Here is a 22,301-nt window from a genome sequence, read left to right as displayed (position 1 = left end):
CGCTCCAAAGGAGCTTTGTCATGGCGAAGGAGAAATTCGTAAGGAACAAGCCGCACGTGAACGTGGGGACGATCGGGCACATCGACCACGGGAAGACGACGCTGACGGCGGCGATCACGAAGACGCTGGCGAAGGTCGGCGGGGCGAAGTTCGTGGCGTTCGACGAAATCGACAAGGCTCCGGAGGAGAAGGCGCGCGGGATCACGATCGCGACGGCGCACGTGGAGTACGAGACGAAGGCGCGGCACTACGCGCACGTGGATTGCCCCGGGCACGCGGACTACATCAAGAACATGATCACGGGCGCGGCGCAGATGGACGGGGCGATCGTGGTGGTGGCGGCGACGGACGGGCCGATGCCGCAGACGCGGGAGCACATCCTTCTGGCGCGGCAGGTGGGCGTGCCGGCGATCGTGATCTACATGAACAAGGTGGACGCGGTGGAGGACCCGGAGCTTCTGGACCTGGTGGAGATGGAGGTCCGGGAGCTTCTGACGAAGTACGAGTTCCCGGGGGACACGATCCCCGTGATCCGCGGGTCGGCGCTGAAGGCGCTGGAGGGCGACACGGGGGAGATGGGCGAGGGGTCGATCCTGAAGCTGATGGACGCGATAGACGCGTCGATCCCGGAGCCGGTGCGGGCGATCGACAAGCCGTTCCTGATGCCCGTCGAGGACGTGTTCTCGATCAAGGGGCGCGGGACGGTGGCGACGGGGCGCATCGAGCGCGGGGTCGTGAAGGTCCAGGAAGAGGTGGAGATCATCGGGTTCGCGGAGACGCGGAAGACGGTGGTGACGGGCGTGGAGATGTTCCGGAAGATCCTGGACGAGGGCCGGGCGGGGGACAACGTCGGGGTGCTGCTGCGGGGGATCGCGAAGGACGAGATCTTCCGCGGGCAGGTGCTGGCGGCGCCGAAGTCGATCACGCCGCACAAGAAGTTCAACTGCGAGGTGTACATCCTGAAGAAGGAGGAGGGCGGGCGGCACACGCCGTTCTTCTCGAACTACAGGCCGCAGTTCTACATCCGGACGACGGACGTGACCGGGACGATCGAGCTCCCGGAGGACGTGAAGATGGTGATGCCCGGGGACAACATCCGGATGGCGGTGGCGCTGATCGACCCGGTGGCCATGGAAGACGGAAGGCGTTTCGCGATTTGCGAGGGCGGCCGGACGGTGGGTTCCGGCGTCGTCTCGTCGATTATCGAATAGGACGGAGGGCCGAAAATGGCCAACAAGATCAGAATCAGGTTGAAGGCGTACGATCACAAGTTGCTCGACTCCTCCACGACGGAGATCGTGGACACGGCGAAGCGGACCGGCGCGCGCGTGGCGGGACCCATTCCGCTGCCGACGCGGATCAACAGGTACACCGTGCTTCGCGGGCCGCACGTGGACAAGAAGTCGCGCGAGCAGTTCGAGATCAGGACGCACAAGCGCCTCATCGACATCCTGGAGCCGACGCAACAGACCCTCGATGCGTTGATGAAGCTGGACCTGAGCGCTGGCGTGGACGTCGAGATTCGGAGCTAGCGATGCCAAAGTTGAAGATAAGGAACCTGGAGAACAAGGAGATCGGCGAGATCGAGCTCAGCGACGCTGTGTTCGGTGTCGAGGTCAAGTACCACCTCCTGCACGAGATCGTCAGGATGCAGCGCAATCGCGCTCGCGCGGGCAGCGCGTGCACGAAGGAGCGCAACGCGGTCTCCGGCGGCGGGCGCAAGCCGTTCCGACAGAAGGGAACGGGCCGGGCGAGGCAGGGCTCGGAGCGCGCTCCGAACCACGTCGGCGGCGGCACGGTCTTCGGCCCGAGGCCACGTTCCTTCGACTTCTCGCCGCCCAAGCAGGTGCGGCGCGGCGCCATGCAGAGCGCGCTCTCCCTGCTCGTCAAGGAGAACCGCCTGATCGTCCTCGACAACTTCGAGCTCCCCGAGATCAAGACGCGCAAGCTCGAGACGATCCTCGGCAGGCTCGGCACGAACAAGGCCGTGCTCGTCGACCTCGAGGAGAACGACAAGCTGCGCATGAGCGCCGGCAACCTGGCGAACCACCTGTACCTGTCGCCGGCCGGGCTGAACGTGCTGGACATCCTGCGCCACGATCAGCTCGTCATGACGAGGCGCGCCGCGCTCGACGTCGAGGCGCGACTGACGAAGCCGGTTCGGCCGAGGAGGACCGAGGCATGAAGTCCGTTCAAGAAGTGATTGTCAAGCCGCTCATCATGACGGAGAAGGGCGAGTGGCTCAAAGAGGAGCAGCACAAGGTGCTCTTCGAGGTCGCGATGAAGGCGAGCAAGCCCGAGATCAAGGCCGCGGTGGAGAAGCTGTTCAAGGTCAACGTGACCGAGGTGAACACCGTGGTCGTCCGGGGCAAGGTGACGAGGATGGGGCGTCGCATGGGCAAGCGTCCGAACTGGAAGAAGGCCGTCGTGACGCTGCGCGAGGGCGATACCATCGAGTTCTTCGAGGGAGTCTAGCACCATGGGCATCAAGCAATACAGGCCGACCTCGCCCGGTCGGCGGTTGATGAGCGGGCACGATTTCTCAGAGATCACCCGCGACCAGCCCGAACCGTCGCTGCTCAGGCCGCTCAAGAGCTCCGGCGGGAGGAACAACTCCGGGCGCATCACGTCGCGACACCGCGGGGGCGGGCACAAGCGGCGCTTCCGGGTCATCGACTTCAGGCGGAACAAGATCGGGATCCCCGCGAAGGTGGCGACGATTGAGTACGATCCCAATCGGTCCGCGCGCATCGCGCTCCTTTACTATGTGGACGGCGAGAAATCGTACATCCTCGCGCCGGACAGCCTCAACGTGGGCGACGAAGTGATCTCGAGCCGGCACGCGGACATCAAGCCCGGCAACTCGCTGCCGCTCCGCTACATCCCGCTCGGCACGATGATCCACAACGTCGAGCTCAAGCGCGGGCGCGGCGGCCAGATGGTCCGCTCCGCGGGGAGCGGCGCGCAGCTGCTCGCCAAGGACGAGCACTACGCCCACGTCCGCCTGCCCTCCAACGAGGTGCGGCTTGTCAACGTGGATTGCCGCGCGACGATCGGCCAGGTCTCGAACATCGAGCACTCCCAGATCCGCTCCGGCAAGGCGGGACGCTCGCGCTGGCTCGGCGTGCGCCCGCGCGTCCGCGGCGTCGTGATGAACCCCGTCGATCACCCGATGGGGGGCGGCGAGGGGAGATCGTCGGGCGGGCGGCACCCGTGCACGCCCTGGGGAAAGCCGACCAAGGGCTACAAGACGAGAAAGAACCGCGCGACGGACAAGTTCATCGTCAAACGGCGCGGCAAGAAGAAGTAAGGAACGCAGCAATGTCACGATCGGTAAAAAAGGGGCCGTTCATCGACACTCACCTCCTCAAGAAGATCGAGGAGGCGAACAGGTCCGGCAACAAGAAGGTGATAAAGACGTGGTCTCGGCGCTCGACGGTGATCCCGGATGCCGTCGGGCTCACCTTCGCGGTGCACAACGGGAAGAAGTTCATCGCCGTGTTCGTGACCGAGAACATGGTGGGGCACAAGCTCGGCGAGTTCGCGCCGACGAGGCTCTTCCACGGCCATTCGGGCGACAGGAAGGCCAAAGTCGGTGCCAAGAAGTAGGAGGCCTTTGAAATCATTTTGTTTTCGGGCGAGCAGCGGCTTGACTCGAGGGCATGGGCGTGATAAGAACCGCTGGCCTCGGTCAGGGGTTCTGACGATGGTTGAAACGCTAATGATTTCAATGGGTAACGCCTGAGGGATGCAGTTATGGAAGTCAAGGCTAGCGCACGTTTCGTGAAAGTTTCGCCGAGGAAGGCGAGGGTCGTGGCGAACCTGGTTCGCGGCATGGACGTCGGGGCCGCCCTGACGGCGTTGACCTTCGCCGAGAAGGGCGCGGCGCGCCCGATCAAGAAGCTGGTGGAGTCGGCGGTGGCGAATGCGAAGCAGGCCGACTCCGCGGTGGACGTCGACGCGCTCTTCATCGCCTCGCTGCAGGTCGACATGGGCCCCACGCAGCACATGCGCCGTTGGCGACCGCGCGCCATGGGGCGGGCGACGAAGATCAAAAAAGGTACGAGCCACATCAAGGTGGTTCTCGGGATTCGCTAGGAGGCAGCCGTGGGGCAGAAGGTTCACCCGTTCGGATTGCGGATCGGCATCATCAGGTCGTGGCAATCCACTTGGTACCAGGACAAGACGTACTCCAAGTGGTTGCACGAGGACATCCGGATCCGGCGGTACATCAAGAAGGCCTGGATGCACGCGAGCATCTCGGACATCGAGGTCGAGCGCGCGGCGAACAAGTGCAAGATCATCATCCACTCGTCGCGGCCCGGCATCATCATCGGGAAGCGCGGCGCGGGCGTCGAGACCCTGCGCGGCGAGGTGCAGAAGCTGACCGGGAACGAGGTCTTCATCGAGATCCAGGAGGTCCGGAAGGCCGAGACGAACGCGCAGCTCGTCGCGGAGAACGTCGCGACGCAGCTCGAGCGGCGCGTCGCCTTCCGTCGCGCCATGAAGAAGGCGCTCCAGACGGCGATGAAGTTCGGGGCCAAGGGCGTCCGCATCGAGACGTCCGGCCGGCTCGGCGGCGCCGAGATGTCGCGGAATGAGAAGTACCGCGCGGGGCGCGTGCCTCTGCACACGTTGCGCGCCGACATCGACTACGGGTTCGCCGAGGCGTTCACGACGTACGGCGTCATCGGGGTGAAGACCTGGATATTCAAGGGCGAGGTGCTGAAGAAGGCGCCCATGCCCAAGCAGTAGGGTGTAGCGATGCTCAGTCCGAAAAAGGTCAAGTACCGCAAGCAGCAGAAGGGCCGGATGCGCGGCACGGCCCAGAAGGGCAGCGACGTGTCCTTCGGCGACTTCGGGCTGCAGGCGGTGGAGTGCGGGAAGATCACGGCGCGCCAGATCGAGGCCGCCCGTATGGCGGTCCAGCGGCACGTCAAGCGCTCGGGCAAGCTCTGGATCCGGATCTTCCCCGACAAGCCGATCACGAAGAAGCCCGCCGAGACCCGGATGGGGAAAGGCAAGGGAGCCCCCGAGGAGTGGGTGGCCGTCGTGCGTCCGGGCCGGATGCTCTACGAGATCGCCGGCGTGACCGAGACGGTGGCGCGCGAGGCGTTCCACATCGCCGCGCACAAGCTCGGCGTGGCGACGCGGTTCGTCCCGCGGGGAGGTGCGCTGTGAGGGCGAAGGAGCTCAGGGAACGTAGCGCGCAGGAGTTGCAGGGCCTCATCGACGAGGCGAAGCAGACACTGTTCCAGACGCGGATCAAGAACGCGACGCACCAGCTCACGGACACGAGCAGCGTCCAGAAGGCTCGTCGTGAGGTGGCGCGGATTGAGACGGTTCTGGCGGAGCGCAAGAAGGCGACGCGCAAAGCCGACGGAAAGTAAGGGAACGGATCATGGCTTTCGAACGCAAGAGGGTGATGACCGGACGGGTTTACAAGGACAAGATGGACAAGTCCGTCGTCGTCGAGGTCCGCCGCCGAGTGGCGGACAGGCGCTACGGCAAGATCGTCACCAAGCGCACGCGGTACGCCGCTCACGACGAGAAGAACGAGTGTCACGTCGGTGATCTCGTCGAGATCCGCGAGTCGCGCCCGCTGTCGCGGACCAAGCGCTGGGTCGTGATGCGCGTGATCGAACGCGCCGTGGAGGTGTAGCCATGATCCAGATGCAGACAACGCTGGGCGTGGCGGACAACTCCGGGGCGAGGAAGCTCGTGTGCATCAAGGTGCTCGGCGGCTCCAAGCGGAAGTACGCGACCGTCGGCGACGTCATCACCGTCTCCATCCGCGAGGCGCTGCCGAACGCGAAGGTGAAGAAGGGCGACGTCGTGCGCGCGGTCGTGGTGCGCACCGCGAAGGAGATCTCGCGGACGGACGGTTCGTACATTCGGTTCGACGAGAACTCGGCCGTCCTGGTCAACGCCCAGAACGAGCCGATCGGGACGCGCATCTTCGGGCCGGTCGCGCGCGAGCTCAGGGGCAAGAAGTTCATGAAGATCGTTTCGCTCGCCCCCGAGGTCATTTAGCGAGCGGCGAGGGAGACTAGGGAAATGCGGATACGCAAGAACGACATGGTGATCATCATCGCCGGCAAGGACAAGGGAAAGACCGGCAGGGTGATCCGCGTGGTGCGCGAGAAGGAAGCCGTCGTCGTCGAGCAGGCGAACATGGTCAAGAAGCACAAGCGCCCCTCGCAGGCGAACCCCAACGGCGGGATCGTCGATATCGAGGCGCCGATTCACGTTTCGAACGTCATGCTGGTCGATGGCAAGACAGGGAAAGGGACGCGGACACGCACGACGAAGAACCAGGACGGATCCAAGGTGCGGGTCGCAGCCAAGTCGGGAACCGTCTTTGACTAGGGATGAGTGAGATGGCTGACAATGACGAGAAGGCCGAGAAGGCCGTGAAGACCGAGAAGGCCGTGAAGGCCGAGAAGGTCGTGAAGGCCGAGAAGGTCGTGAAGGCCGACAAGGCCGAGAAGGCCGAGAAGGCCGAGAAGGCCGAGAAGGTCGTGCCGCGTTTGCGGGAGAACTACAAGAAGGACGTCTGCGCCGCGCTGACGAAGCGGTTCGCCTACACCAACGCGATGCAGGTGCCCAGGCTCGAGAAGGTCGTCCTCAACATGGGGCTCGGCGAGGCGATCCACAACGCGAAGATCATGGACTCGGCGGTTCAGGAGCTCGAGCGGATCTGCGGGCAGAAGGCCGTGATCAGGCGCTCGCGGAAGTCCGTGGCCAACTTCAAGCTCCGCGAGGGGATGCCGATCGGCTGCTCCGTGACGCTCCGCCGGGAGCGGATGTGGGAGTTCTTCGATCGCCTCATCACCTTCGCGCTGCCGCGCGTCCGCGACTTCAAGGGCGTCTCGCGGAAGGGCTTCGACGGCCGGGGCAACTTCACGATGGGCGTCCGGGAACAGATCATCTTCCCCGAGATCGACTACGACAAGGTCGACAAGATCAAGGGGCTCAACGTGACCTTCGTCACGACGGCGGGGACGGATGAAGAGGGGCTGGAGCTGCTCAAGCTGCTCGGGATGCCCTTCAAGAAGTAGATCGAGAGGAGACGACCGTGGCAAGAACATGCGCGTTCGCGAAGCTGAAGAAAACGCTGAAGTACAAGGTGCGGCACCGGAACCGTTGCCCGCTGTGCGGCAGGCCGCGCGCGTACTATCGCAAGTTCGACATGTGCCGGATCTGCCTGCGCAAGCTCTCGTTGCGCGGCGAGATTCCGGGCGTCATCAAGGCGAGCTGGTGAGGTAGCCATGAATGATCCGATTGGAGATCTGCTGACGAGGATTCGCAACGCCGGACTGGCCAGCCACGAGGTCACCCGTTCGCCGCACTCGAAGATGCGCGAGCGCATCGTCGCGATCCTGCGCGATGAGGGGTACCTCGAGGGGTTCTCGGTCGAGAAGAGCGAGAGCATCGGCAGCGAGCTGGTCATCCAGCTGCGGTACGGGGAAGGGAACAAGCCCGCCATCCATACGATGAAGCGCATCTCGAAGCCGGGGCGGCGGAAGTACAGCTCGGCGGAAGAGCTGCCGACGGTGAAGTCAGGGCTCGGCGTGGCGATAGTGTCCACGTCGAAGGGAGTGATAACGGATCGGGAAGCGCGTCGCCTCAACGTGGGCGGAGAAGTGCTCTGTGAGATCTGGTAGCCCGCTGAAGGCGGTCGAGGTGCAGTCATGTCCCGGATAGGCAAAAAGCCAATCGAAGTCCCGAAGGGGGTGACGGTCGACGTCAAGGGGAACACCGTTTCGGTGAAGGGGCCCAAGGGATCCCTGACCAAGCCCCTGCCGCCCCATGTCAAGGTGAAGGTGGAGGGCGGCGTGGTCGTCGTGGAGCGCGAGTCCGAGGAGCGGCAGATGGGCGCGTACCAGGGGTTGACGCGCGCGCTGCTGAGCAACCTGGTGACGGGCGTGACGCGCGGTTTCGAGAAGAAGATGGCGCTGGAAGGCGTCGGGTACAGGGTCGCTTTGCAGGGCACCAAACTCGTGCTCAACCTCGGATACTCGTCGCCGGTCGAGTTCCCGCTCCCCAAGGGGATCGAGGCCGAGGTCGCCGAGAAGGGCGTCGCGTTCGCGCTGAAGGGGATCGACAAGGAGCTCCTCGGCCAGACCGCGGCGACGATTCGCGGTTTCAGACCGCCGGAGCCTTACAAGGGCAAGGGCATCCGTTACGTGGACGAGAAGGTTCGCCGCAAGGCTGGCAAGGCCGGCGGCAAGTAAAAGGTTTCGGCAATGAAAACGAAGGCTGAGATCAGATCGTGGCGCAAGAAGCGGATCCGCAAGAAGGTGCAGGGCACCAGCGCGAGACCGAGGCTGTCCGTCTTCCGCAGCGCCGCGCACATCTACGCGCAGGTCATCGACGACGAAGCCCACAAGACGCTCCTCGCCGTGTCTTCCTTGTCCAAGGAAGTCAGGGAGGGCGACGTCGAGGGCGCGAAGTCGGTGCTCGCGAAAAAAGTGGGCGTGCTCGTGGCCCGGAAATGCCTCGAGAACAACATCAAGATGGTCGTGTTCGATAGGAACGGCTTCATTTACCACGGGCGGATCAAGGCCTTGGCGGACGCGGCACGCGAAGCCGGGCTGGAGTTCTAGGAGCGCAGGATGACCCATCAGGAACAGCAAGATCTCCAGAGCGATGGCGAAGAGCTCATCGAGAAGGTCGTTCACATCAACCGCGTCGCCAAGGTGGTCAAGGGCGGCAGGCGGTTCAACTTCTCGGCGCTGGTGGTGGTCGGCGACGGGAAGGGGAGGGTCGGCGTCGGCTACGGCAAGGCCAACGAGGTGCCGGAGGCGATCCGCAAGGGGAACGACAAGGCGCGAGCCTCGATGTTCTCGGTCCCGCTCGACGGGCACACCATCCCGCACGAGAACCTGGGGATCTTCGGCTCGGGCGCCGTGCTGCTCCGTCCGGCGAGCCCCGGCACCGGCGTCATCGCAGGCGGACCGGTCCGCGCGGTGGTCGAGTCGTGCGGCATCCACGATCTCTTGACGAAGTGCATCGGCTCCAACACGCCGGTGAACGTCGTCTACGCGACCGTCGAGGCGCTTCGCACGCTCGAGGATCGCTCCGTGGTGGCGCGCAGGCGCGGGAAGCGAGTGGAGGATTTCGCGAAGTAGCAGGCCCGAGGCCTGGTCGTGCGGAAGGGAAGTCATCATGGCGGTGTCGAAGTTGAGAGTGACCCAGACGAGAAGCGTGATCAGCCAGTGCGCGCACAACCGCGCCGTGATCAAGGGTCTCGGCCTGCGGAGGATCGGCCAGAGCGTCGTGGTCGAGAATACGCCTTCATTCCGAGGGATGATCAAGAAGGTCATTCACCTCGTTCGAGTCGAGGAAGCCGATGTCTGATATCTTGAGCAAGCTCGCCCCCCCGGAGGGTTCGAGAAAGAAGAGAACGCGCGTCGGTCGCGGGCCGGGCTCGGGCCTCGGCAAGACGGCCGGCCGCGGCGGCAAGGGGCAGACCGCGCGCTCCAACGGGACCATCCCGCGCGGGTTCGAGGGCGGCCAGATGCCGCTCCAGCGGCGGCTCCCGAAGCGCGGCTTCAAGAACCCGTTCCGCAAGGAGTGGGTCATCGTGAACCTCGGCAAGCTCGACGTGTTCGCGAACGGCACGGTCGTCGACATCGCGGCGCTCGTCGCGCACGGGCTCATCCGCGACGCAGGGGAAGGGGTCAAGATATTGGGCAAGGGCGAGCTCAAGAAGAAGCTCACGATCCGCGCCCACTCCATCTCCGCCGGCGCGCTGGAGAAGCTGCAGAAGGCGGGCGGGAAGTTCGAGGAGATCAAGGCTAAGCCTTAGCGATCGCGGCAGGCGATTGACCGAGGTCAGGGGATAACGTGGCTAGCGGTATTGCAAATATCGGGAAGATACCTGAGCTGAGGAAGAGGATCTTCTTCACCTTGGCGATGCTGGCGGTGTACCGCGTCGGCATCTTCGTGACCACGCCGGGCGTGGATCGCGAGGTGATGGGCAAGATCGTCAAGCAGAGCTCCGGCTCCTTCATGGGGCTCTTCAACATGTTCTCGGGCGGCGCGCTCGAGAACCTGTCGATCTTCGCCCTCGGCATCATGCCGTACGTCTCCGCCTCCATCATCCTGCAGCTCCTCTCCTCGGTCGTCCCGAGGCTCGCCGAGCTGCGCAAGGAGGGCGAGGCCGGGCACCGGAAGATCAACCAGTACACCAGGTACGGCACCGTCATCCTGAGCTTCATCCAGTCGATGGGCATCGCGACGTTCCTCGAGAGCATGAACCAGCAGAGCGGCATGGGCGCCGTCGTCGCGGAGCCGGGATGGACCTTCCGGCTGATCACGATGATCACGCTGACGACCGGCACCGCGTTCATCATGTGGCTCGGCGAGCGCATCACGGAGCGCGGCATCGGGAACGGCATCTCGCTCATCATCTTCGCGGGCATCGTCTCGCGAATTCCGGACGCGGTCGTCCAGGTCGTGCGGCAGGCGACGTTCCACGAGCTGTCGCCGATCGGCCTCATGTTCGTGGTCATCGTCCTGATCGCGGTCGTGACGACGATCATTTTCTTCGAGCGCGGCCAGCGGCGCATCCCGATCCAGCACGCCAAGCGCATGGTCGGCAGGAAGATCTACGGAGGGCACTCGACCTTCCTGCCGCTGCGCGTCAACCAGGCGGGCGTCATCCCGCCGATCTTCGCGTCGACGCTCCTCATGTTCCCGAGCGTCGTCGCCGGCTTCACGGGCTTCGACTGGCTGAACGGCATCCTGAGCTTCGGCACGTGGGGCTACAATACGGTCTACGCGCTGCTGATCATCTTCTTCTGCTACTTCTACACGGCGATCACGTTCCAGCCGGCCGACGTGGCGGACAACCTGAAGAAGCAGGGGGCGTTCATCCCCGGGATCCGCCCCGGAAAGCGCACGGCGGAGTACATCGACAGGGTGCTGAACCGGATCACGTTCGGCGGCGCGATGTACGTCGCGGTCATCTGCGTGCTGCCCTCGATCCTCATCACGAAGATGAACGTGCCGTTCTATCTCGGCGGCACGGGCCTGATGATCGTCGTCGGCGTCGCGTTGGACACCGCGCAGCAGATCGAGTCGCATCTCATCACGCGCCACTACGACGGATTCACCGGGCCCAAGGGGGTCCGCATCCGCGGGCGCAGAGCGAGGGCCTGATGGATCTCATTCTTCTCGGACCGCCCGGAGCGGGCAAGGGGACGCAGGCGAAGAAGCTGGTCGAGCTGACCGGAATCCCCCAGATCTCGACGGGCGACATGCTCCGCGCGGGCGTCGCGGCGGGGACGGAGCTCGGCAAGAAGGCGAAGGCGTTCATGGACGCCGGGAAGCTCGTGCCGGACGAGGTCGTCATCGGGCTCGTCGAAGAGCGGCTCGCGAAGCCGGACTGCAAGGCCGGGTTCATGCTCGACGGCTTCCCCCGCACCGTGCCCCAGGCCGAGACGCTCGAGAAGATGCTCGGCCGCCTGGAGCGCGCGCTTACCCACGTGCTCCTGCTCGACGTCGAGGACGAGGAGCTCGTGAAGCGCATCACCGGGCGGCGGACCTGCGGCGAGTGCGGCGCGATCTACCACCTGGTTTTCACGCCGCCGCCCTCGGACGACACCTGCAGGTGCGGACACAAGGGGCTCGATCAGCGCGCGGACGACAACGAGAAGACCGTGCGGGAGCGCCTCTCGGCGTACCACAAACAGACATCTCCGCTCATCGACTTCTATGGGAAGCGCGGCCTGGTCCGGAAGGTCGTCGGAACGAACGCGACCCCGGACGACGTCTTCGCCGCGGCGAAGCGCGCGCTGGGCCTGAAGTGATGGGTCGAGGCGGATTCGGAGGAAGGCCATGAAGGTCAAACCGTCGGTGAAGAAGATTTGCGACAAGTGCAAGATCGTCCGCCGTCGCGGCGTGGTGAGGGTGATTTGCGAGAACCCGCGCCACAAGCAGCGGCAAGGCTAGGAGGGTTGTCGTGGCACGTATTGCTGGCGTGGATCTGCCGCGCAAGAAACACATCAGGATCGCGTTGACGTACATCTTCGGGATCGGGCACAGCTCCGCCCTCGCGATCTGCGAGAAGGCGAAGGTCGACCCGACCCGGAAGGCGGATGACCTCACCGAGAGCGAGGTCATGTCGCTGCGCGACGTCATCAACGAGGAGTACAAGGTCGAGGGCGATCTGCGGCGCGAGACGTCGATGAACATCAAGCGCCTCATGGACCTCGGCTGCTACCGCGGGCTCAGGCACCGGCGCGGCCTGCCGTGCCGCGGCCAGAGGACGCATACGAACGCCAGAACCAGAAAAGGCCCGAGGCGCGGGGCGCCCGTCAGGAAGAAGAAGTGATCGGATTGAATCATGGCTAAAGCGACAAGAGGCGGAAAAAAGAAGGTCAAGAAGAACGTCCCGGTCGGCGTCGTGCACGTCAAGTCGACGTTCAACAACACGACCGTGACGATCACCGACCCATCGGGCGCCACGATCTCGTGGGCGACGGCGGGCACGCAGGGGTTCAAGGGCTCGAGGAAGAGCACCCCGTTCGCCGCGCAGCTCGCGGCCGAGGAGGCCGCCAAGAAGGCGCTCGACTCGGGCGTCCGCCAGGTTTCGATCCTGGTGAAGGGGCCCGGCGCGGGCCGGGAATCGGCGCTCCGCGCGATCCAGGCGTCCGGGCTCAGGATCACGGTGATTCGCGACGTTACACCTATCCCGCACAACGGCTGCAGGCCGTCGAAGCGGCGTCGGGTCTGATAGAGCCCGGGAGGAGTTCGAAGTGGCACGCAATACTGGCCCGGTTTGCAAGCAGTGTCGCCGCGAGGGCGGCAAGCTGTTCCTCAAGGGAGAGCGGTGTTTCTCCGACAAGTGCGCCTTCGACAGGCGCCCGTACGCCCCGGGGCAGCACGGGCAGCGGCGCGGAAAGGCGTCGGAGTACGCGCGCCACCTGCGCGAAAAGCAGAAGGTGCGCCGGATCTACGGGATCCTCGAGAACCAGTTCGCCACGTACTTCAAGAAGGCGGATCAGACAAAGGGGGTCACCGGCGACACGCTCATCCGCATGCTCGAGTGCCGCATCGATAACGTCGTCTATCGCATGGGTTTCGCGAACACGCGGCGCGCCGGCCGCCAGCTCGTGCGGCACAACCACATCCTCGTGAACGAGCGAGTGAACATCCCGTCGTACCTCCTGAAGGCGGGCGACGAGATCACGATCCGCGAGCGGTCGCGGAAAATCACGACGATAACCGAGGCGCTCGACGCGCGAGAGCGGCACGGCTGGGACAAGTGGCTGGAGGTCGACGCCAAGGGGTTCAAGGGCGTCTTCAAGGAGGTCCCCGAGGTGGCGGAGCTCCAGCTCCAGGTTCAGCCGCAGCTGATCGTCGAGTATTACTCGCGGTAGGAAAGAAAAGAGGAGGCCGGCATGTATCAGCGCAACTGGCGCGAGCTCATTCGTCCCCGCGGTCTGATGGTGGACCCGGACAGCCTTACCGAGCACTACGGGCGGTTCTCCTGCGAGCCGCTGGAGCGTGGGTTCGGCATCACGCTGGGAAACTCGCTCCGCCGTGTGCTGCTGTCGTCCCTCCAGGGCGCGGCGATCACGGCTGTGAAGTTCGATGACGTCGCCCACGAGTTCACGTCCGTCCCGGACGTCGTCGAGGACGTCACCGACATCCTTCTGAACCTGAAAGAGGTGATCCTCCGGCTGCACGATGCGAAGACGTACTCGCTCCGGATCGACATCGACGGCCCGGCGGAGGTCACGGCGAAGGACATCCAGGCCGTGAGCCAGGTCGAGGTGCTCAACCCGGACCACCACATCGCGACGGTGAACGAGGGTGGCCGCCTCGCGTGCCTGATCTCCGTGAGCCCGGGGCGCGGCTACGTCCCGACCGAGCGGCGCATCAACGATGACGAGCCGCAGGAGATCGGGTGGATCCAGCTCGACGCCCTGTACTCGCCGGTGCGCAAGGTGAACTACGCGGTGACCAACGCCCGCGTGGGTCAGATCACCGACTACGACAAGCTGACGCTTGAGGTGTGGACCAACGGCACCGTGAAGCCGGACGACGGAGTCGCCTACGCGGCGAAGATCCTGAAGGAGCACCTCAACATCTTCATCAACTTCGAGGAGGAGGACGAGAGCCTCGCCAGCGACTACCCGGAGCCGGAGCAGGAGATCAACGAGAACCTGTTCCGCCCGGTGGACGAGCTCGAGCTGTCGGTCCGGTCTGCGAACTGCCTGCAGAACGCCGGGATCAAGCTCATCGGCGAGCTCGTACAGAAGACCGAGGCCGAGATGCTCAAGACGAAGAACTTCGGCCGCAAGTCGCTCAAGGAGATCCGCGACATCCTCACCGAGATGGATCTCCAGCTCGGCATGAAGCTCGACAACTGGGAGCAGATGCTCGCCCGCTGGAAGAAGCAGCAGGGGTCATGAGGACGATATGAGGCACCATAATCAAGGACGCAAGCTGGGCCGCAACTCGAGCCACCGGAAGGCCTTGTTCCGGAACATGGCCGCGGCGCTCATCGTGCACGAGCGGATCGACACGACGCAGGCCAAGGCGATGGAGCTGCGCGGGATCGTGGAGCCGCTGATCACGAAGGCCGCGAAGGCCGGCGACACCGTCGGAAAGCCGCTCGACAGCCTGAGCGCCGAGGATCGCGCGAAGCAGATCCACCTCCGGCGGGTCGCGAGCAGGTACCTCCCGCGAAGGTACGACGACGGCCAGGGCGAGTTCGTGGACGTGCTGCACAAGCTGTTCTTCGTGCTCGGCCCGCGGTTCAAGGATCGCCCGGGCGGCTACACGCGCGTGACCAAGATCGGGGTCCGGCGCGGAGACGCTGCGCCGCTCGCGCGCATCGAGTTCGTATCCCAGCCCTGATCCCGCCGCCGAAGAGCTTTCCAGAGCCACGAGTTTGACCGAGCGGTGCGAGGAGAACTACTATCCACCGATCATGGTGAGGACGGATCTCAAGCTCGATCCGAGGAAGGGCGGCGCCCCGACCGGCGATCCGATCTCGGACGCGCTGGCGAAGGCGGCGGCGGTCGCGGCGAACAGCATGATCGAGTCGCGGGGCAGGGCGCGGCGAGCTGTCGCGGACGAGGTCGAGGAGCACCCGATCGATCGATCGCTGCACGACATCATCCGCGAGACCGAGAGGCTCCTGACGGCGGAGTCGACGGCCGAGGCGCGAACGGAGGCCGAGGCTCCGTTCGTCGGCCTCGACTCGGTCGACGTGGAGGCCTACCTGGAGCATCCGGCGGTCGTCACCGACGGGATGGACGCCGGGATCCCGGACGAGGCGGACGTGCACGGCTCGATGGAAGAGGACGCCGAGGCGGTCGAGGAGGCGCCGGCCGCGCCCGAGCTCGTCGTCTCGGGGACGCTGCGCGAGAGCCCGCTCTGGGAGGTGCTCGTCGGCGTCCACGCGCGCAGGGCGACCGGGGAGCTCAACACCCGCCGCAAAGGCACGGAACGCCGGTTCTGCGTCGCCGAGGGTGAGATCGTCCTCGCCTCCTCGTCGGCGACGGAGGATCGCCTCATCGAGATCCTGTACCGCGAAGGGCGGCTGACTGCGCAGCAGTACGCGCAGGCCGCGGAGCTGGTCGACAAGAGCGGCAGGCGGGCCGGCGCGATCCTGGTGGAGAGGGGGATCATCCCGATACGCGAGCTGTTTCCGCTCGTGCGGCACCACTACGAGACGCTCCTCTACGACACGCTCACGTGGCGCGAGGGGGACTGGACCTTCGTGCCGGGCGAGGTGCAGACGAAGGAGCGGATCCTCCTGGACGTGCCCACGCCGGCGCTCCTGCTGGAGGGGATCCGCTCGCGGATGACCGTCGCCGAAGCCGAGGCGATCGTCCCCATGGATGCGCGGCCCGTTCGCACGGACGGCGGGCTCGGCAGGCTGGGCGGCCTGGGGCTCAACAACCACGAGCTCGAGCTGCTCGCGGCCTGCGACGGCACGGTGGAGGTCGCCGCGCTCGCCGCGCGGCACCGTGTCCAGCGGGAGGATCTCCTGCCGCTCCTCGCGGGGCTCAGCGTCCTCGGATGGCTCCGGAAGAGCGCCGCGGAGGAGACGAAGGCGTTCGCGGCCTCGGGCGTCGCCGCGCCCCCGGCGGACGACGGAGAGGGATCGCCCCTCGACGGCGACGCTGCCCAGGACTGCGAGGCGCTGCGTGCGCGGCTCACGGCGAAGACGGAGCAGGTCGAGGAGGGATCGTACTTCGATCTGCTGGAGATCTCCCCGAGATCCTCGGGGTACGAGATCCGCAAGGCCTACCGGCGCCTGCGCGGCGCCTTCGCGGCAGAGAGGTTCGCCGTCGCGCAGCTCGCGGATTTGCGCGGCCAGGCGGAGATGCTACTGTTGGTGTTGGACGAGGCGTACGAGATCCTCCGCGATCCCGAGATGCGGGAGGCGTACAGGGCCGCGGACGCCGATATCGGGCCGGATGCGTGAGGCGCGGCGACGAGCGTTGGTGACATGGCGACACGAAAGATCTTCACCTACCCGGAGAGAATCCTGAAAACGAGATCGGCGCCCGTCGAGGTCGTCGATGACGACGTCCGCAGGCTCGTCGACGACATGGCCGAGACGATGTACGCCGCCCCGGGGATCGGCCTCGCGGCGAACCAGGTCGGCGTCGCCAAGCGCGTCGCGGTCGTGGACGTCACGCACCCCGACGGCGCGCCCAAGCTGTACGTGCTCGTCAACCCGGTGATCGTCTCCCGGAGCGGTGAGATCCTCTGGGAGGAGGGGTGCCTCAGCTTCCCCGGCTTTCATGTCGACGTCGATCGCGCGGCGCACGTCGTCGTGCGCGCCCTGGATCGATCCGGGAAACGGTTCGAGGTCGAGGCCGACGATCTGCTCGCCGTCGCGATGCAGCACGAGATCGATCACCTCGACGGCGTCACGCTGGCGGACAAGGTGAGCTTCCTCAAGCGCAAGATGATGGCGCGCGAGCTCGCGAAGGCCCGCGAAGCGAGCTAGATCTCCATGTCCACGAAGCTCAGATCGATCTTCATGGGGACGCCCGATTTCGCGGTCCCCAGCCTGCGCGCCGTCGCCGAGGCGACCTCCCTGCGGCTCGTCGTCACCCAACCCGATCGCCCGTCCGGGCGCGGGCGGCGAAAGGAGCCGCCGCCTGTCAAGCGGGCCGCGGCCGAGCTCGGCGTGGCGCTCGCCCAGCCCGAGACGGTGAAGGGCGCCGCCTTCCGAGATCTGCTCGCCGCGCACGAGCCCGACGTCGTCGTCACCGCCGCCTTCGGCCGGATCCTGGGGCGCCGCGCGCTCGGCCTCCCGCGGCTCGGCTGCCTGAACGTCCACGCCTCGATCCTCCCGGCGTACCGGGGCGCCGCGCCGATTGCCTGGGCGATCCGCCGCGGCGAGCCCGTCACCGGCGTCTCCATCATGCGGATGGACGAGGGGCTCGACACCGGGCCCCTCTACCGCGTCGGCGAGATCCCGATCCTCCCCGAGGAGACTGCCGGCGAGCTCACCATCCGCCTCGCGGTCGTCGGCGCCGAGCTGCTCAGGGGCGTCCTCGATTCGCTCCCCGACGGCCACGCTCCCGTGCCGCAGGACGAGGCGCTCGCGACGATGGCGCCGCCGTTGACCAAGGAGGACGGCCGGATCGACTGGCGGCTTTCGGCCCGAGAGGTGCACGCGCACGTCCGCGCCATGCACCCGTGGCCTTGCGCGGCGACGACGATAGGCGGCGAGAACGCGAAGGTGCACCGCGTCGCGGTCCTGGCGCCGGACGGCCCACCCGCCGGGCGGCCCGGAGAGGTCGCGGAGCACTCGCGCGCAGGGGTGGACGTCGCGTGCGGTGCGGGCGTCGTGCGGATCCTAGATCTCCAGATGCCTGGCAAGCGGCGGCTCGACGCGGCGAGCTTCCACGCCGGGATGCGGCTCGAGCGCGGGACGGTGTTGGGGTGAGGAGCGGGCGCGGCGAGCAGCGCCCTTACTTCGAGAAGACCTGGATCGCGACCTCGCCCGCCCCGTCGGTCATCTTCACGGTGAGCTTGTAGGCGCCGGCCACCGTCGGGCAGTGGTTCGCGATGAACGCGCGGTTGTCGAGGGTCGAGTCCATCGCCTCCGGCACTGCCAGCGGCGACTCGAGCGTGACGTCGACGTTCTTCACGGCGTCGTCGCCGACGGCCACGATGGTGTGGCAGTAGGGCGGGCCCGGCAGCTGGACCTGGTACGACTGGGACTTGGCCGCCGCGAGCGCCACCTTGGTGAGCGCGCTCGTCGCGGTCTTGTCGGCGCCCTGCTGGAACTTCACCTCGTTCAGGCGATCGGTGAGCAGATCGCCGGTCGGCGTCGGGGCGACCGGGACCGCCGCGGCCACGGGCACGGTCGGCGCCGCGACGGCGGCGGCCGGGACACCAGGCACGGCGACGGCGCCGGGAACAGTCGGCGTGGCGGCCACCGGAGTCGTCGGGACGGCCGGAATCGCGCCCGGGACGGTCGTGGGCATCGTGGGCATCTGCACCGGCTGGATGCCCTGCACGGGTTGAACAATCGGTTGCTGGGCGTTGCCCATCCCCGGGATGCTGTCGCAGGCCGAGCCCGCGAGGGCGGAGAACGCGAACGCGAACATCGATACGACGTAAATGGTTCTCATTTGTCGTGTGCTCCCTTCTCTTGATTCATGACGACGTGCGAATTCTGTCGCATTCCGGGATCGATCGCAAGGACGATCGCCGCGTCTCGTGCTTCGCGGTCGCGCCGCTTCGCCGGGCTATCTCGGGGGCGGGGCACCCTTGTGGCAGCCGCGGCACTTGTACGGGGCCGGCTGGACGCCGCTCTTCGCGCCGTGCAGGACGTGGCAGCCGATGCAGAGCTGATGGGTCGCGCTCTTGACGTCCGGGACGTCGGGGTTCCAGGCCGACCCGTGGCAGTCGCCGCAGCCGGCTTCGACGTCGGTGCCCTTGGACGTGTGGTGACACCGCGTGCAGGCGATCCGGAGCCCCTTGGAGGAGGCGTGCCTGAAGTGGTCGAGCTCGGCGGCCGGCTGGAGCCTCTGGCGCGCGTCGAAGGTCCACGCCTCCGGGCCGTTCTCGGCGGGATCCGGGGCCTCCTCGGACGCGCCGAGGTGGGGGAGGGCGACCGCGAGGAGGGCCGCGGCCGAGGCGAGGGCGGGCATCCAGGTCGAGCGCGTCATCGCCGCCCCTCCCCGCTCCGCGACAGAAACCACGCCAGCACGGTGAACGCGATCAGGAACGCGACCACCAGCAGGTACTCCCAGCCCTTCGTCGCGTAGATGTCCAGGAGGTTGAACTCGTTCATTCTCGCACCTCGCCCGCGTCGCGCCCCAGCACCGGCATGCGCAGGACGATCCACCGGAAGGCCCAGATCTCCGCGCAGATCACGGCCGCGGTCACGACGTACTCGCCGATCGCGGGCACGTAGTGGTGCGGCTCGTACCACTTGAACGCGATGACGCTCACGTTGAGCCGGTTCAGGATGATCCCGAGCCCGGTGAGCACCGAGGCGGTCACGATGGTGGGGACGCTCCGGCGCCGGATTCCCGCGGCGAACACGAGCATCGGGACTGCGACGAAGCCGACCACCTCGAGCAGCCACCAGGCGCCCCAGCCGGTCGCGAGATCGCCAGCGTGCGCGCCGTGGATGACGACGATCCCCTGCATCCCGAGGTACGCGAACATGGCGCCGACGGCGATCTTGGCGACCCCGAACAGGATGTCGCGGTGGGCGGCGCCGTGCTCGGCGTCGACGCGGTGCTTGAACACGCGGTGGCTGATCGAGCCCTCGACGATCATCATCGACATCCCGGCGAACACGGACGACACGAGGAACTGGACCGGGAGGAACTCCGAGTACCACAGCGGGTGGATCTTGCCCTTCGCGAGCAGGAACAGGGCGCCGAGGCCCGACTGGTGGAGGAAGGAGAGCGTGAAGCCGAGGATCACCGCGCCGAGCGTGAGGCCGCTCGCTATCCGGCGCACCTTCTTGAGGCCGAGCCACTCGGTGATCGCCGGCGAGAACTCGACGAACTCGGCCATGAGGTAGAGCATGAAGTGCCAGGCGACGAGGAACATGACCGAGTTCACGCCGAACTCGTTGCCGATGATCGGGTTGACGATGTTCCACGGCCGGCCGAGATCGAGCATGAGCGCGCCGGTGTAGAAGGCGTACGCGAGGAAGCCGGAGAGGACCGTTGCGCGCGCGATCGGGTGGAACCGCTTGATCCCGAACACGTAGACCGCGACCGTGATCACGTAGGCGCCGCCCGCGAATGCGACGCCGGTGACCACGTCGAACCCGATCCAGATCCCCCACGGGAACTCCTGGCTCAGGTTCGTCACCGCGCCGAGCCCCTTCGCGAAGCGGACGATGATGAACGCGATCCCCGCGAGGATGATGGGCGCGGTGATGACGTTGAACGGGGTGAGGAGCTTCCCCTTCGGCTTCAGCTCCCCGAGCAGGAAGCTTAGGGCGCTTTGACCGGGCCCGCGGCCCGTGGCGACCTTGGCGCTCATGGGTCGCCTCCGTCGTTCCCGTGCGCCATGGCGCGGCTGAAGCCGAACAGGAGGACTGGGAGGATGATGTCGACGATCGGCACGGCGTACAGGAACTCGCGCGTGTACTCGGGGAACGGCCGCGTCCCGAGGTCCGTCCTGAGCCCGATCTCGTCGGGCCGCGCGCTCGAGATGACCATCACGCAGGTGCCGCCGACGTCGTGGTCGCCGTAGACGACCGGCTCGTACCGGTCCGGGCTCTCCGCGACGCGGCGGCGGGCCTCGTCGAGGAGCTGTCGCCGCGAGCCGAACGCCACGGCCCCCTGCGGGCACGCCTCGACGCACGCCGGCGGGCGCCCCTCCTTCAGCCGCTCCGGGCAGAACGTGCACTTGGCGATCTTCGGGATCGGCTTGTCGTACTCGAACTTCGGCACGTCGAACGGGCAGGCGATCATGCAGTAGCGGCAGCCCATGCAGCGGTCCTCGTGCCAGACGACCGGACCGTACTTCGTCTTCTCGAGCGCCTTGCACAGGCAGGCCGACGCGCACGCCGGCTGGTTGCAGTGCATGCACGCCCTCTTGGCGTAGACGCGGCCCTTGCTCGTCTCGAAGAGGCTGACCGGCGTGTACTCGGTCGTCGTGGCCTGCCGCTCGCCGGGCCCGAGCCTCGAGAGATCGGGGTAGGGGAGCCCGTTCTCCTCGGCGCACGCGACCTCGCACGCGTGGCAGCCGATGCAGCGCGTCGTGTCGATCAGCATGCCGACGAACTCGGTGGGCGGCGGCCCGCTCGCCGATTCGGGCTTCGACGCCGAGGCCTCGCCGGCGACGACCGCGATCGGCGTCAGCGCAGCGAGCTTGAGGAACCCCCGCCTGTCCATCAGCAGAGGGTATTACATTTTTGCCCCGGCGCACGCGCCGAATCGATATGGCGCTCCGTCCGGGGTTGTGGCATGGAGGGATCAAGGGGAGGCGATGGGACATCCGTTCGACATCGACGTCGGCCCGGCCACGAGCGGCGTCGGGACGAGCCCGTCGGCGCTCTCGGCGTCGTCCATCCCGATGAAGGAGCCCGACGGCTACGGGCGGCGCGAGAGCGACTGCGGCGACTCGATCGAGATCTTCGTGGCCCTGGACGCGGGCGTCGTCACCGAGGCCGGCTACAGGATACAGGGGTGCGCGTTCACGCTCGTGTGCGGCCGCGCCGCCGCGTCGCTCGTCCGCGGCAGGACGCTCGCCGAGGCGCGTCGCGCGACCCGGCCCGAGGACATCGAGGCGGCGCTCGGGGGGCTGCCCGAGGCGAACCGTCACTGCGCGCAGCTCGCCTCGGACGCGGTCGCCGAGGCGCTGACCGACGCCGCGGCGAACATGCAGGAGCCGTGGAAGAAGCACTACCGGCGCCTGTACTGAGCCCGCCGCCACGGCCTGCGACGCGGGGAGCCTCCCTCCAGGCTTTCGGGAGGCAACCCCGCTGCGTGGCCGGGCGTCCTTGGGTTGCGTACCGGCACCTTTGCGGGATGAAAACCGGGTTGACGCGCGACAACGCCGATGTTAATGAAGTGCGCTCTTGAGGCGGGGCGGGTAGCTCAGTGGGAGAGCGCTGGCCTTACAAGCCGGAAGTCGCAGGTTCAAGCCCTGTCCCGCCCACAGAGCGAAGCTGATTGAAAATGGGGTGGTAGTTAAGTTGGTTATAACGCCGGCCTGTCACGCCGGAGGCCGCGGGTTCAAGTCCCGTCCACCCCGCAAGAAAGCCCTTGGGAATTCCCGAGGGCTTTCGCGCATCTGGGCCCTCATGCGCCCACCTCGTCCGCACCGCCGAA

37 protein-coding genes and 2 tRNA genes are annotated in these 22,301 nt (G+C 66.5%); 35 read left to right on the top strand and 4 right to left on the bottom strand.

The annotated features are described in order from the left end of the window. Positions 1–20 precede the first annotated feature (20 nt). From tuf to fmt, 32 genes are all read left to right on the top strand, one after another. Positions 21–1,211, top strand: coding sequence for an elongation factor Tu (gene tuf, locus M0R80_18220; protein ID MCK9461569.1), 1,191 nt, complete (start codon positions 21–23; stop codon positions 1,209–1,211). A 15-nt stretch (positions 1,212–1,226) separates the two neighbouring features. Then, positions 1,227–1,532, top strand: coding sequence for a 30S ribosomal protein S10 (rpsJ, locus tag M0R80_18215; protein MCK9461568.1), 306 nt, complete (start codon positions 1,227–1,229; stop codon positions 1,530–1,532). Between the two features lie 2 nt (positions 1,533–1,534). Beyond that, positions 1,535–2,185 carry a 50S ribosomal protein L4 gene (rplD, locus tag M0R80_18210; protein ID MCK9461567.1) on the top strand — a complete coding sequence of 217 codons (651 nt, stop codon included), beginning with the start codon at positions 1,535–1,537 and terminating at the stop codon, positions 2,183–2,185. Continuing rightward, positions 2,182–2,475: a 50S ribosomal protein L23 gene (locus M0R80_18205; protein MCK9461566.1), complete on the top strand. Its 294-nt coding sequence runs from the start codon at positions 2,182–2,184 to the stop codon at positions 2,473–2,475. Before rplD ends, M0R80_18205 begins: the two co-directional genes overlap by 4 nt. Before the next feature lie 4 nt (positions 2,476–2,479). Next, a complete protein-coding gene (gene rplB, locus M0R80_18200; protein MCK9461565.1) occupies positions 2,480–3,310 on the top strand; it encodes a 50S ribosomal protein L2 in 831 nt (276 codons plus the stop codon). Positions 3,311–3,321: 11 nt separating this feature from the next. Then, positions 3,322–3,609: a 30S ribosomal protein S19 gene (gene rpsS, locus M0R80_18195; protein ID MCK9461564.1), complete on the top strand. Its 288-nt coding sequence runs from the start codon at positions 3,322–3,324 to the stop codon at positions 3,607–3,609. Positions 3,610–3,756: 147 nt separating this feature from the next. Then, positions 3,757–4,098 carry a 50S ribosomal protein L22 gene (rplV, locus tag M0R80_18190; protein ID MCK9461563.1) on the top strand — a complete coding sequence of 114 codons (342 nt, stop codon included), beginning with the start codon at positions 3,757–3,759 and terminating at the stop codon, positions 4,096–4,098. Positions 4,099–4,107: 9 nt separating this feature from the next. After that, positions 4,108–4,755, top strand: a complete 648-nt coding sequence (gene rpsC / locus M0R80_18185) for a 30S ribosomal protein S3 (protein ID MCK9461562.1) — start codon at positions 4,108–4,110, stop codon at positions 4,753–4,755. Positions 4,756–4,764: 9 nt separating this feature from the next. Further along, positions 4,765–5,181 (top strand): 50S ribosomal protein L16, encoded by a 417-nt coding sequence (rplP, locus tag M0R80_18180; GenBank protein ID MCK9461561.1) that lies wholly within the window; start codon positions 4,765–4,767, stop codon positions 5,179–5,181. Then, entirely contained in the window at positions 5,178–5,390 is a 213-nt protein-coding gene (gene rpmC / locus M0R80_18175) for a 50S ribosomal protein L29 (GenBank protein MCK9461560.1), read from the top strand. The genes rplP and rpmC overlap by 4 nt, the downstream gene beginning before the upstream one ends. An 11-nt stretch (positions 5,391–5,401) precedes the next feature. Next, positions 5,402–5,662, top strand: coding sequence for a 30S ribosomal protein S17 (gene rpsQ / locus M0R80_18170; protein MCK9461559.1), 261 nt, complete (start codon positions 5,402–5,404; stop codon positions 5,660–5,662). A 2-nt stretch (positions 5,663–5,664) separates the two neighbouring features. Then, positions 5,665–6,033 (top strand): 50S ribosomal protein L14, encoded by a 369-nt coding sequence (gene rplN, locus M0R80_18165; protein MCK9461558.1) that lies wholly within the window; start codon positions 5,665–5,667, stop codon positions 6,031–6,033. Positions 6,034–6,057: 24 nt separating this feature from the next. Continuing rightward, positions 6,058–6,369 (top strand): 50S ribosomal protein L24, encoded by a 312-nt coding sequence (gene rplX, locus M0R80_18160; GenBank protein MCK9461557.1) that lies wholly within the window; start codon positions 6,058–6,060, stop codon positions 6,367–6,369. Positions 6,370–6,521: 152 nt separating this feature from the next. Then, a complete protein-coding gene (rplE, locus tag M0R80_18155; GenBank protein ID MCK9461556.1) occupies positions 6,522–7,061 on the top strand; it encodes a 50S ribosomal protein L5 in 540 nt (179 codons plus the stop codon). A 17-nt stretch (positions 7,062–7,078) separates the two neighbouring features. Then, positions 7,079–7,264: a type Z 30S ribosomal protein S14 gene (locus M0R80_18150; GenBank protein MCK9461555.1), complete on the top strand. Its 186-nt coding sequence runs from the start codon at positions 7,079–7,081 to the stop codon at positions 7,262–7,264. 7 nt (positions 7,265–7,271) lie between these two features. After that, entirely contained in the window at positions 7,272–7,667 is a 396-nt protein-coding gene (gene rpsH / locus M0R80_18145) for a 30S ribosomal protein S8 (protein ID MCK9461554.1), read from the top strand. Between the two features lie 27 nt (positions 7,668–7,694). Then, entirely contained in the window at positions 7,695–8,237 is a 543-nt protein-coding gene (rplF, locus tag M0R80_18140; GenBank protein ID MCK9461553.1) for a 50S ribosomal protein L6, read from the top strand. 12 nt (positions 8,238–8,249) lie between these two features. After that, entirely contained in the window at positions 8,250–8,609 is a 360-nt protein-coding gene (rplR, locus tag M0R80_18135; GenBank protein ID MCK9461552.1) for a 50S ribosomal protein L18, read from the top strand. Positions 8,610–8,618: 9 nt separating this feature from the next. Continuing rightward, positions 8,619–9,134, top strand: coding sequence for a 30S ribosomal protein S5 (gene rpsE / locus M0R80_18130; protein MCK9461551.1), 516 nt, complete (start codon positions 8,619–8,621; stop codon positions 9,132–9,134). 37 nt (positions 9,135–9,171) lie between these two features. Next, positions 9,172–9,363 (top strand): 50S ribosomal protein L30, encoded by a 192-nt coding sequence (gene rpmD / locus M0R80_18125; protein MCK9461550.1) that lies wholly within the window; start codon positions 9,172–9,174, stop codon positions 9,361–9,363. Next, entirely contained in the window at positions 9,356–9,814 is a 459-nt protein-coding gene (rplO, locus tag M0R80_18120) for a 50S ribosomal protein L15 (GenBank protein ID MCK9461549.1), read from the top strand. Before rpmD ends, rplO begins: the two co-directional genes overlap by 8 nt. 107 nt (positions 9,815–9,921) lie before the next feature. Beyond that, positions 9,922–11,169, top strand: a complete 1,248-nt coding sequence (secY, locus tag M0R80_18115) for a preprotein translocase subunit SecY (GenBank protein ID MCK9461548.1) — start codon at positions 9,922–9,924, stop codon at positions 11,167–11,169. Further along, on the top strand, positions 11,169–11,819 hold the full coding sequence (locus tag M0R80_18110) for an adenylate kinase (GenBank protein MCK9461547.1): 651 nt from the start codon (positions 11,169–11,171) through the stop codon (positions 11,817–11,819). Before secY ends, M0R80_18110 begins: the two co-directional genes overlap by 1 nt. Positions 11,820–11,847: 28 nt before the next feature. Then, on the top strand, positions 11,848–11,961 hold the full coding sequence (gene rpmJ, locus M0R80_18105) for a 50S ribosomal protein L36 (GenBank protein MCK9461546.1): 114 nt from the start codon (positions 11,848–11,850) through the stop codon (positions 11,959–11,961). 10 nt (positions 11,962–11,971) lie between these two features. Continuing rightward, positions 11,972–12,343, top strand: coding sequence for a 30S ribosomal protein S13 (rpsM, locus tag M0R80_18100; protein MCK9461545.1), 372 nt, complete (start codon positions 11,972–11,974; stop codon positions 12,341–12,343). Positions 12,344–12,355: 12 nt separating this feature from the next. Further along, complete coding sequence (gene rpsK, locus M0R80_18095) at positions 12,356–12,745, top strand: 30S ribosomal protein S11 (protein MCK9461544.1); 390 nt, start codon at positions 12,356–12,358, stop codon at positions 12,743–12,745. Positions 12,746–12,767: 22 nt separating this feature from the next. After that, the gene (gene rpsD / locus M0R80_18090) at positions 12,768–13,391 is read left to right on the top strand and encodes a 30S ribosomal protein S4 (GenBank protein ID MCK9461543.1); all 624 of its coding nucleotides are present in this window, start codon (positions 12,768–12,770) and stop codon (positions 13,389–13,391) included. 21 nt (positions 13,392–13,412) lie between these two features. Then, the gene (locus M0R80_18085) at positions 13,413–14,429 is read left to right on the top strand and encodes a DNA-directed RNA polymerase subunit alpha (GenBank protein MCK9461542.1); all 1,017 of its coding nucleotides are present in this window, start codon (positions 13,413–13,415) and stop codon (positions 14,427–14,429) included. Positions 14,430–14,436: 7 nt separating this feature from the next. Continuing rightward, on the top strand, positions 14,437–14,877 hold the full coding sequence (gene rplQ / locus M0R80_18080; protein ID MCK9461541.1) for a 50S ribosomal protein L17: 441 nt from the start codon (positions 14,437–14,439) through the stop codon (positions 14,875–14,877). Positions 14,878–14,950: 73 nt separating this feature from the next. Further along, a complete protein-coding gene (locus M0R80_18075; GenBank protein ID MCK9461540.1) occupies positions 14,951–16,456 on the top strand; it encodes a DUF4388 domain-containing protein in 1,506 nt (501 codons plus the stop codon). 24 nt (positions 16,457–16,480) lie between these two features. Continuing rightward, positions 16,481–16,987 (top strand): peptide deformylase, encoded by a 507-nt coding sequence (gene def / locus M0R80_18070; protein MCK9461539.1) that lies wholly within the window; start codon positions 16,481–16,483, stop codon positions 16,985–16,987. Between the two features lie 6 nt (positions 16,988–16,993). Beyond that, complete coding sequence (gene fmt, locus M0R80_18065) at positions 16,994–17,935, top strand: methionyl-tRNA formyltransferase (GenBank protein ID MCK9461538.1); 942 nt, start codon at positions 16,994–16,996, stop codon at positions 17,933–17,935. A 25-nt stretch (positions 17,936–17,960) separates the two neighbouring features. On the opposite strand, the gene M0R80_18060 is transcribed toward fmt, so the two are convergent. From M0R80_18060 to M0R80_18045, 4 genes are all read right to left on the bottom strand, one after another. Further along, positions 17,961–18,626, bottom strand: coding sequence for a hypothetical protein (locus M0R80_18060; GenBank protein MCK9461537.1), 666 nt, complete (start codon positions 18,624–18,626; stop codon positions 17,961–17,963). A gap of 117 nt (positions 18,627–18,743) precedes the next feature. Beyond that, entirely contained in the window at positions 18,744–19,166 is a 423-nt protein-coding gene (locus M0R80_18055) for a cytochrome c family protein (protein ID MCK9461536.1), read from the bottom strand. A gap of 121 nt (positions 19,167–19,287) precedes the next feature. After that, the gene (gene nrfD, locus M0R80_18050; protein ID MCK9461535.1) at positions 19,288–20,505 is read right to left on the bottom strand and encodes a polysulfide reductase NrfD; all 1,218 of its coding nucleotides are present in this window, start codon (positions 20,503–20,505) and stop codon (positions 19,288–19,290) included. Continuing rightward, positions 20,502–21,362 carry a 4Fe-4S dicluster domain-containing protein gene (locus M0R80_18045; GenBank protein ID MCK9461534.1) on the bottom strand — a complete coding sequence of 287 codons (861 nt, stop codon included), beginning with the start codon at positions 21,360–21,362 and terminating at the stop codon, positions 20,502–20,504. The genes nrfD and M0R80_18045 overlap by 4 nt, the downstream gene beginning before the upstream one ends. A 94-nt stretch (positions 21,363–21,456) precedes the next feature. On the opposite strand from M0R80_18045, the gene M0R80_18040 reads away from it, so the two are divergent. From M0R80_18040 to M0R80_18030, 3 genes are all read left to right on the top strand, one after another. Beyond that, positions 21,457–21,891, top strand: a complete 435-nt coding sequence (locus tag M0R80_18040) for an iron-sulfur cluster assembly scaffold protein (GenBank protein ID MCK9461533.1) — start codon at positions 21,457–21,459, stop codon at positions 21,889–21,891. A 165-nt stretch (positions 21,892–22,056) separates the two neighbouring features. Then, positions 22,057–22,128 (top strand) — tRNA-Val (locus M0R80_18035). A gap of 22 nt (positions 22,129–22,150) precedes the next feature. Continuing rightward, positions 22,151–22,224, top strand: a tRNA-Asp gene (locus M0R80_18030). The last annotated feature ends 77 nt before the right edge of the window (positions 22,225–22,301 follow it).

Source organism: Pseudomonadota bacterium (genome assembly GCA_023229365.1).
GTDB lineage: Bacteria > Myxococcota_A > Polyangia > JAAYKL01 > JAAYKL01 > JALNZK01.
Note: the sequence above shows the minus strand (reverse complement) of the source record. Positions and strands in the feature narration are given on the sequence as shown.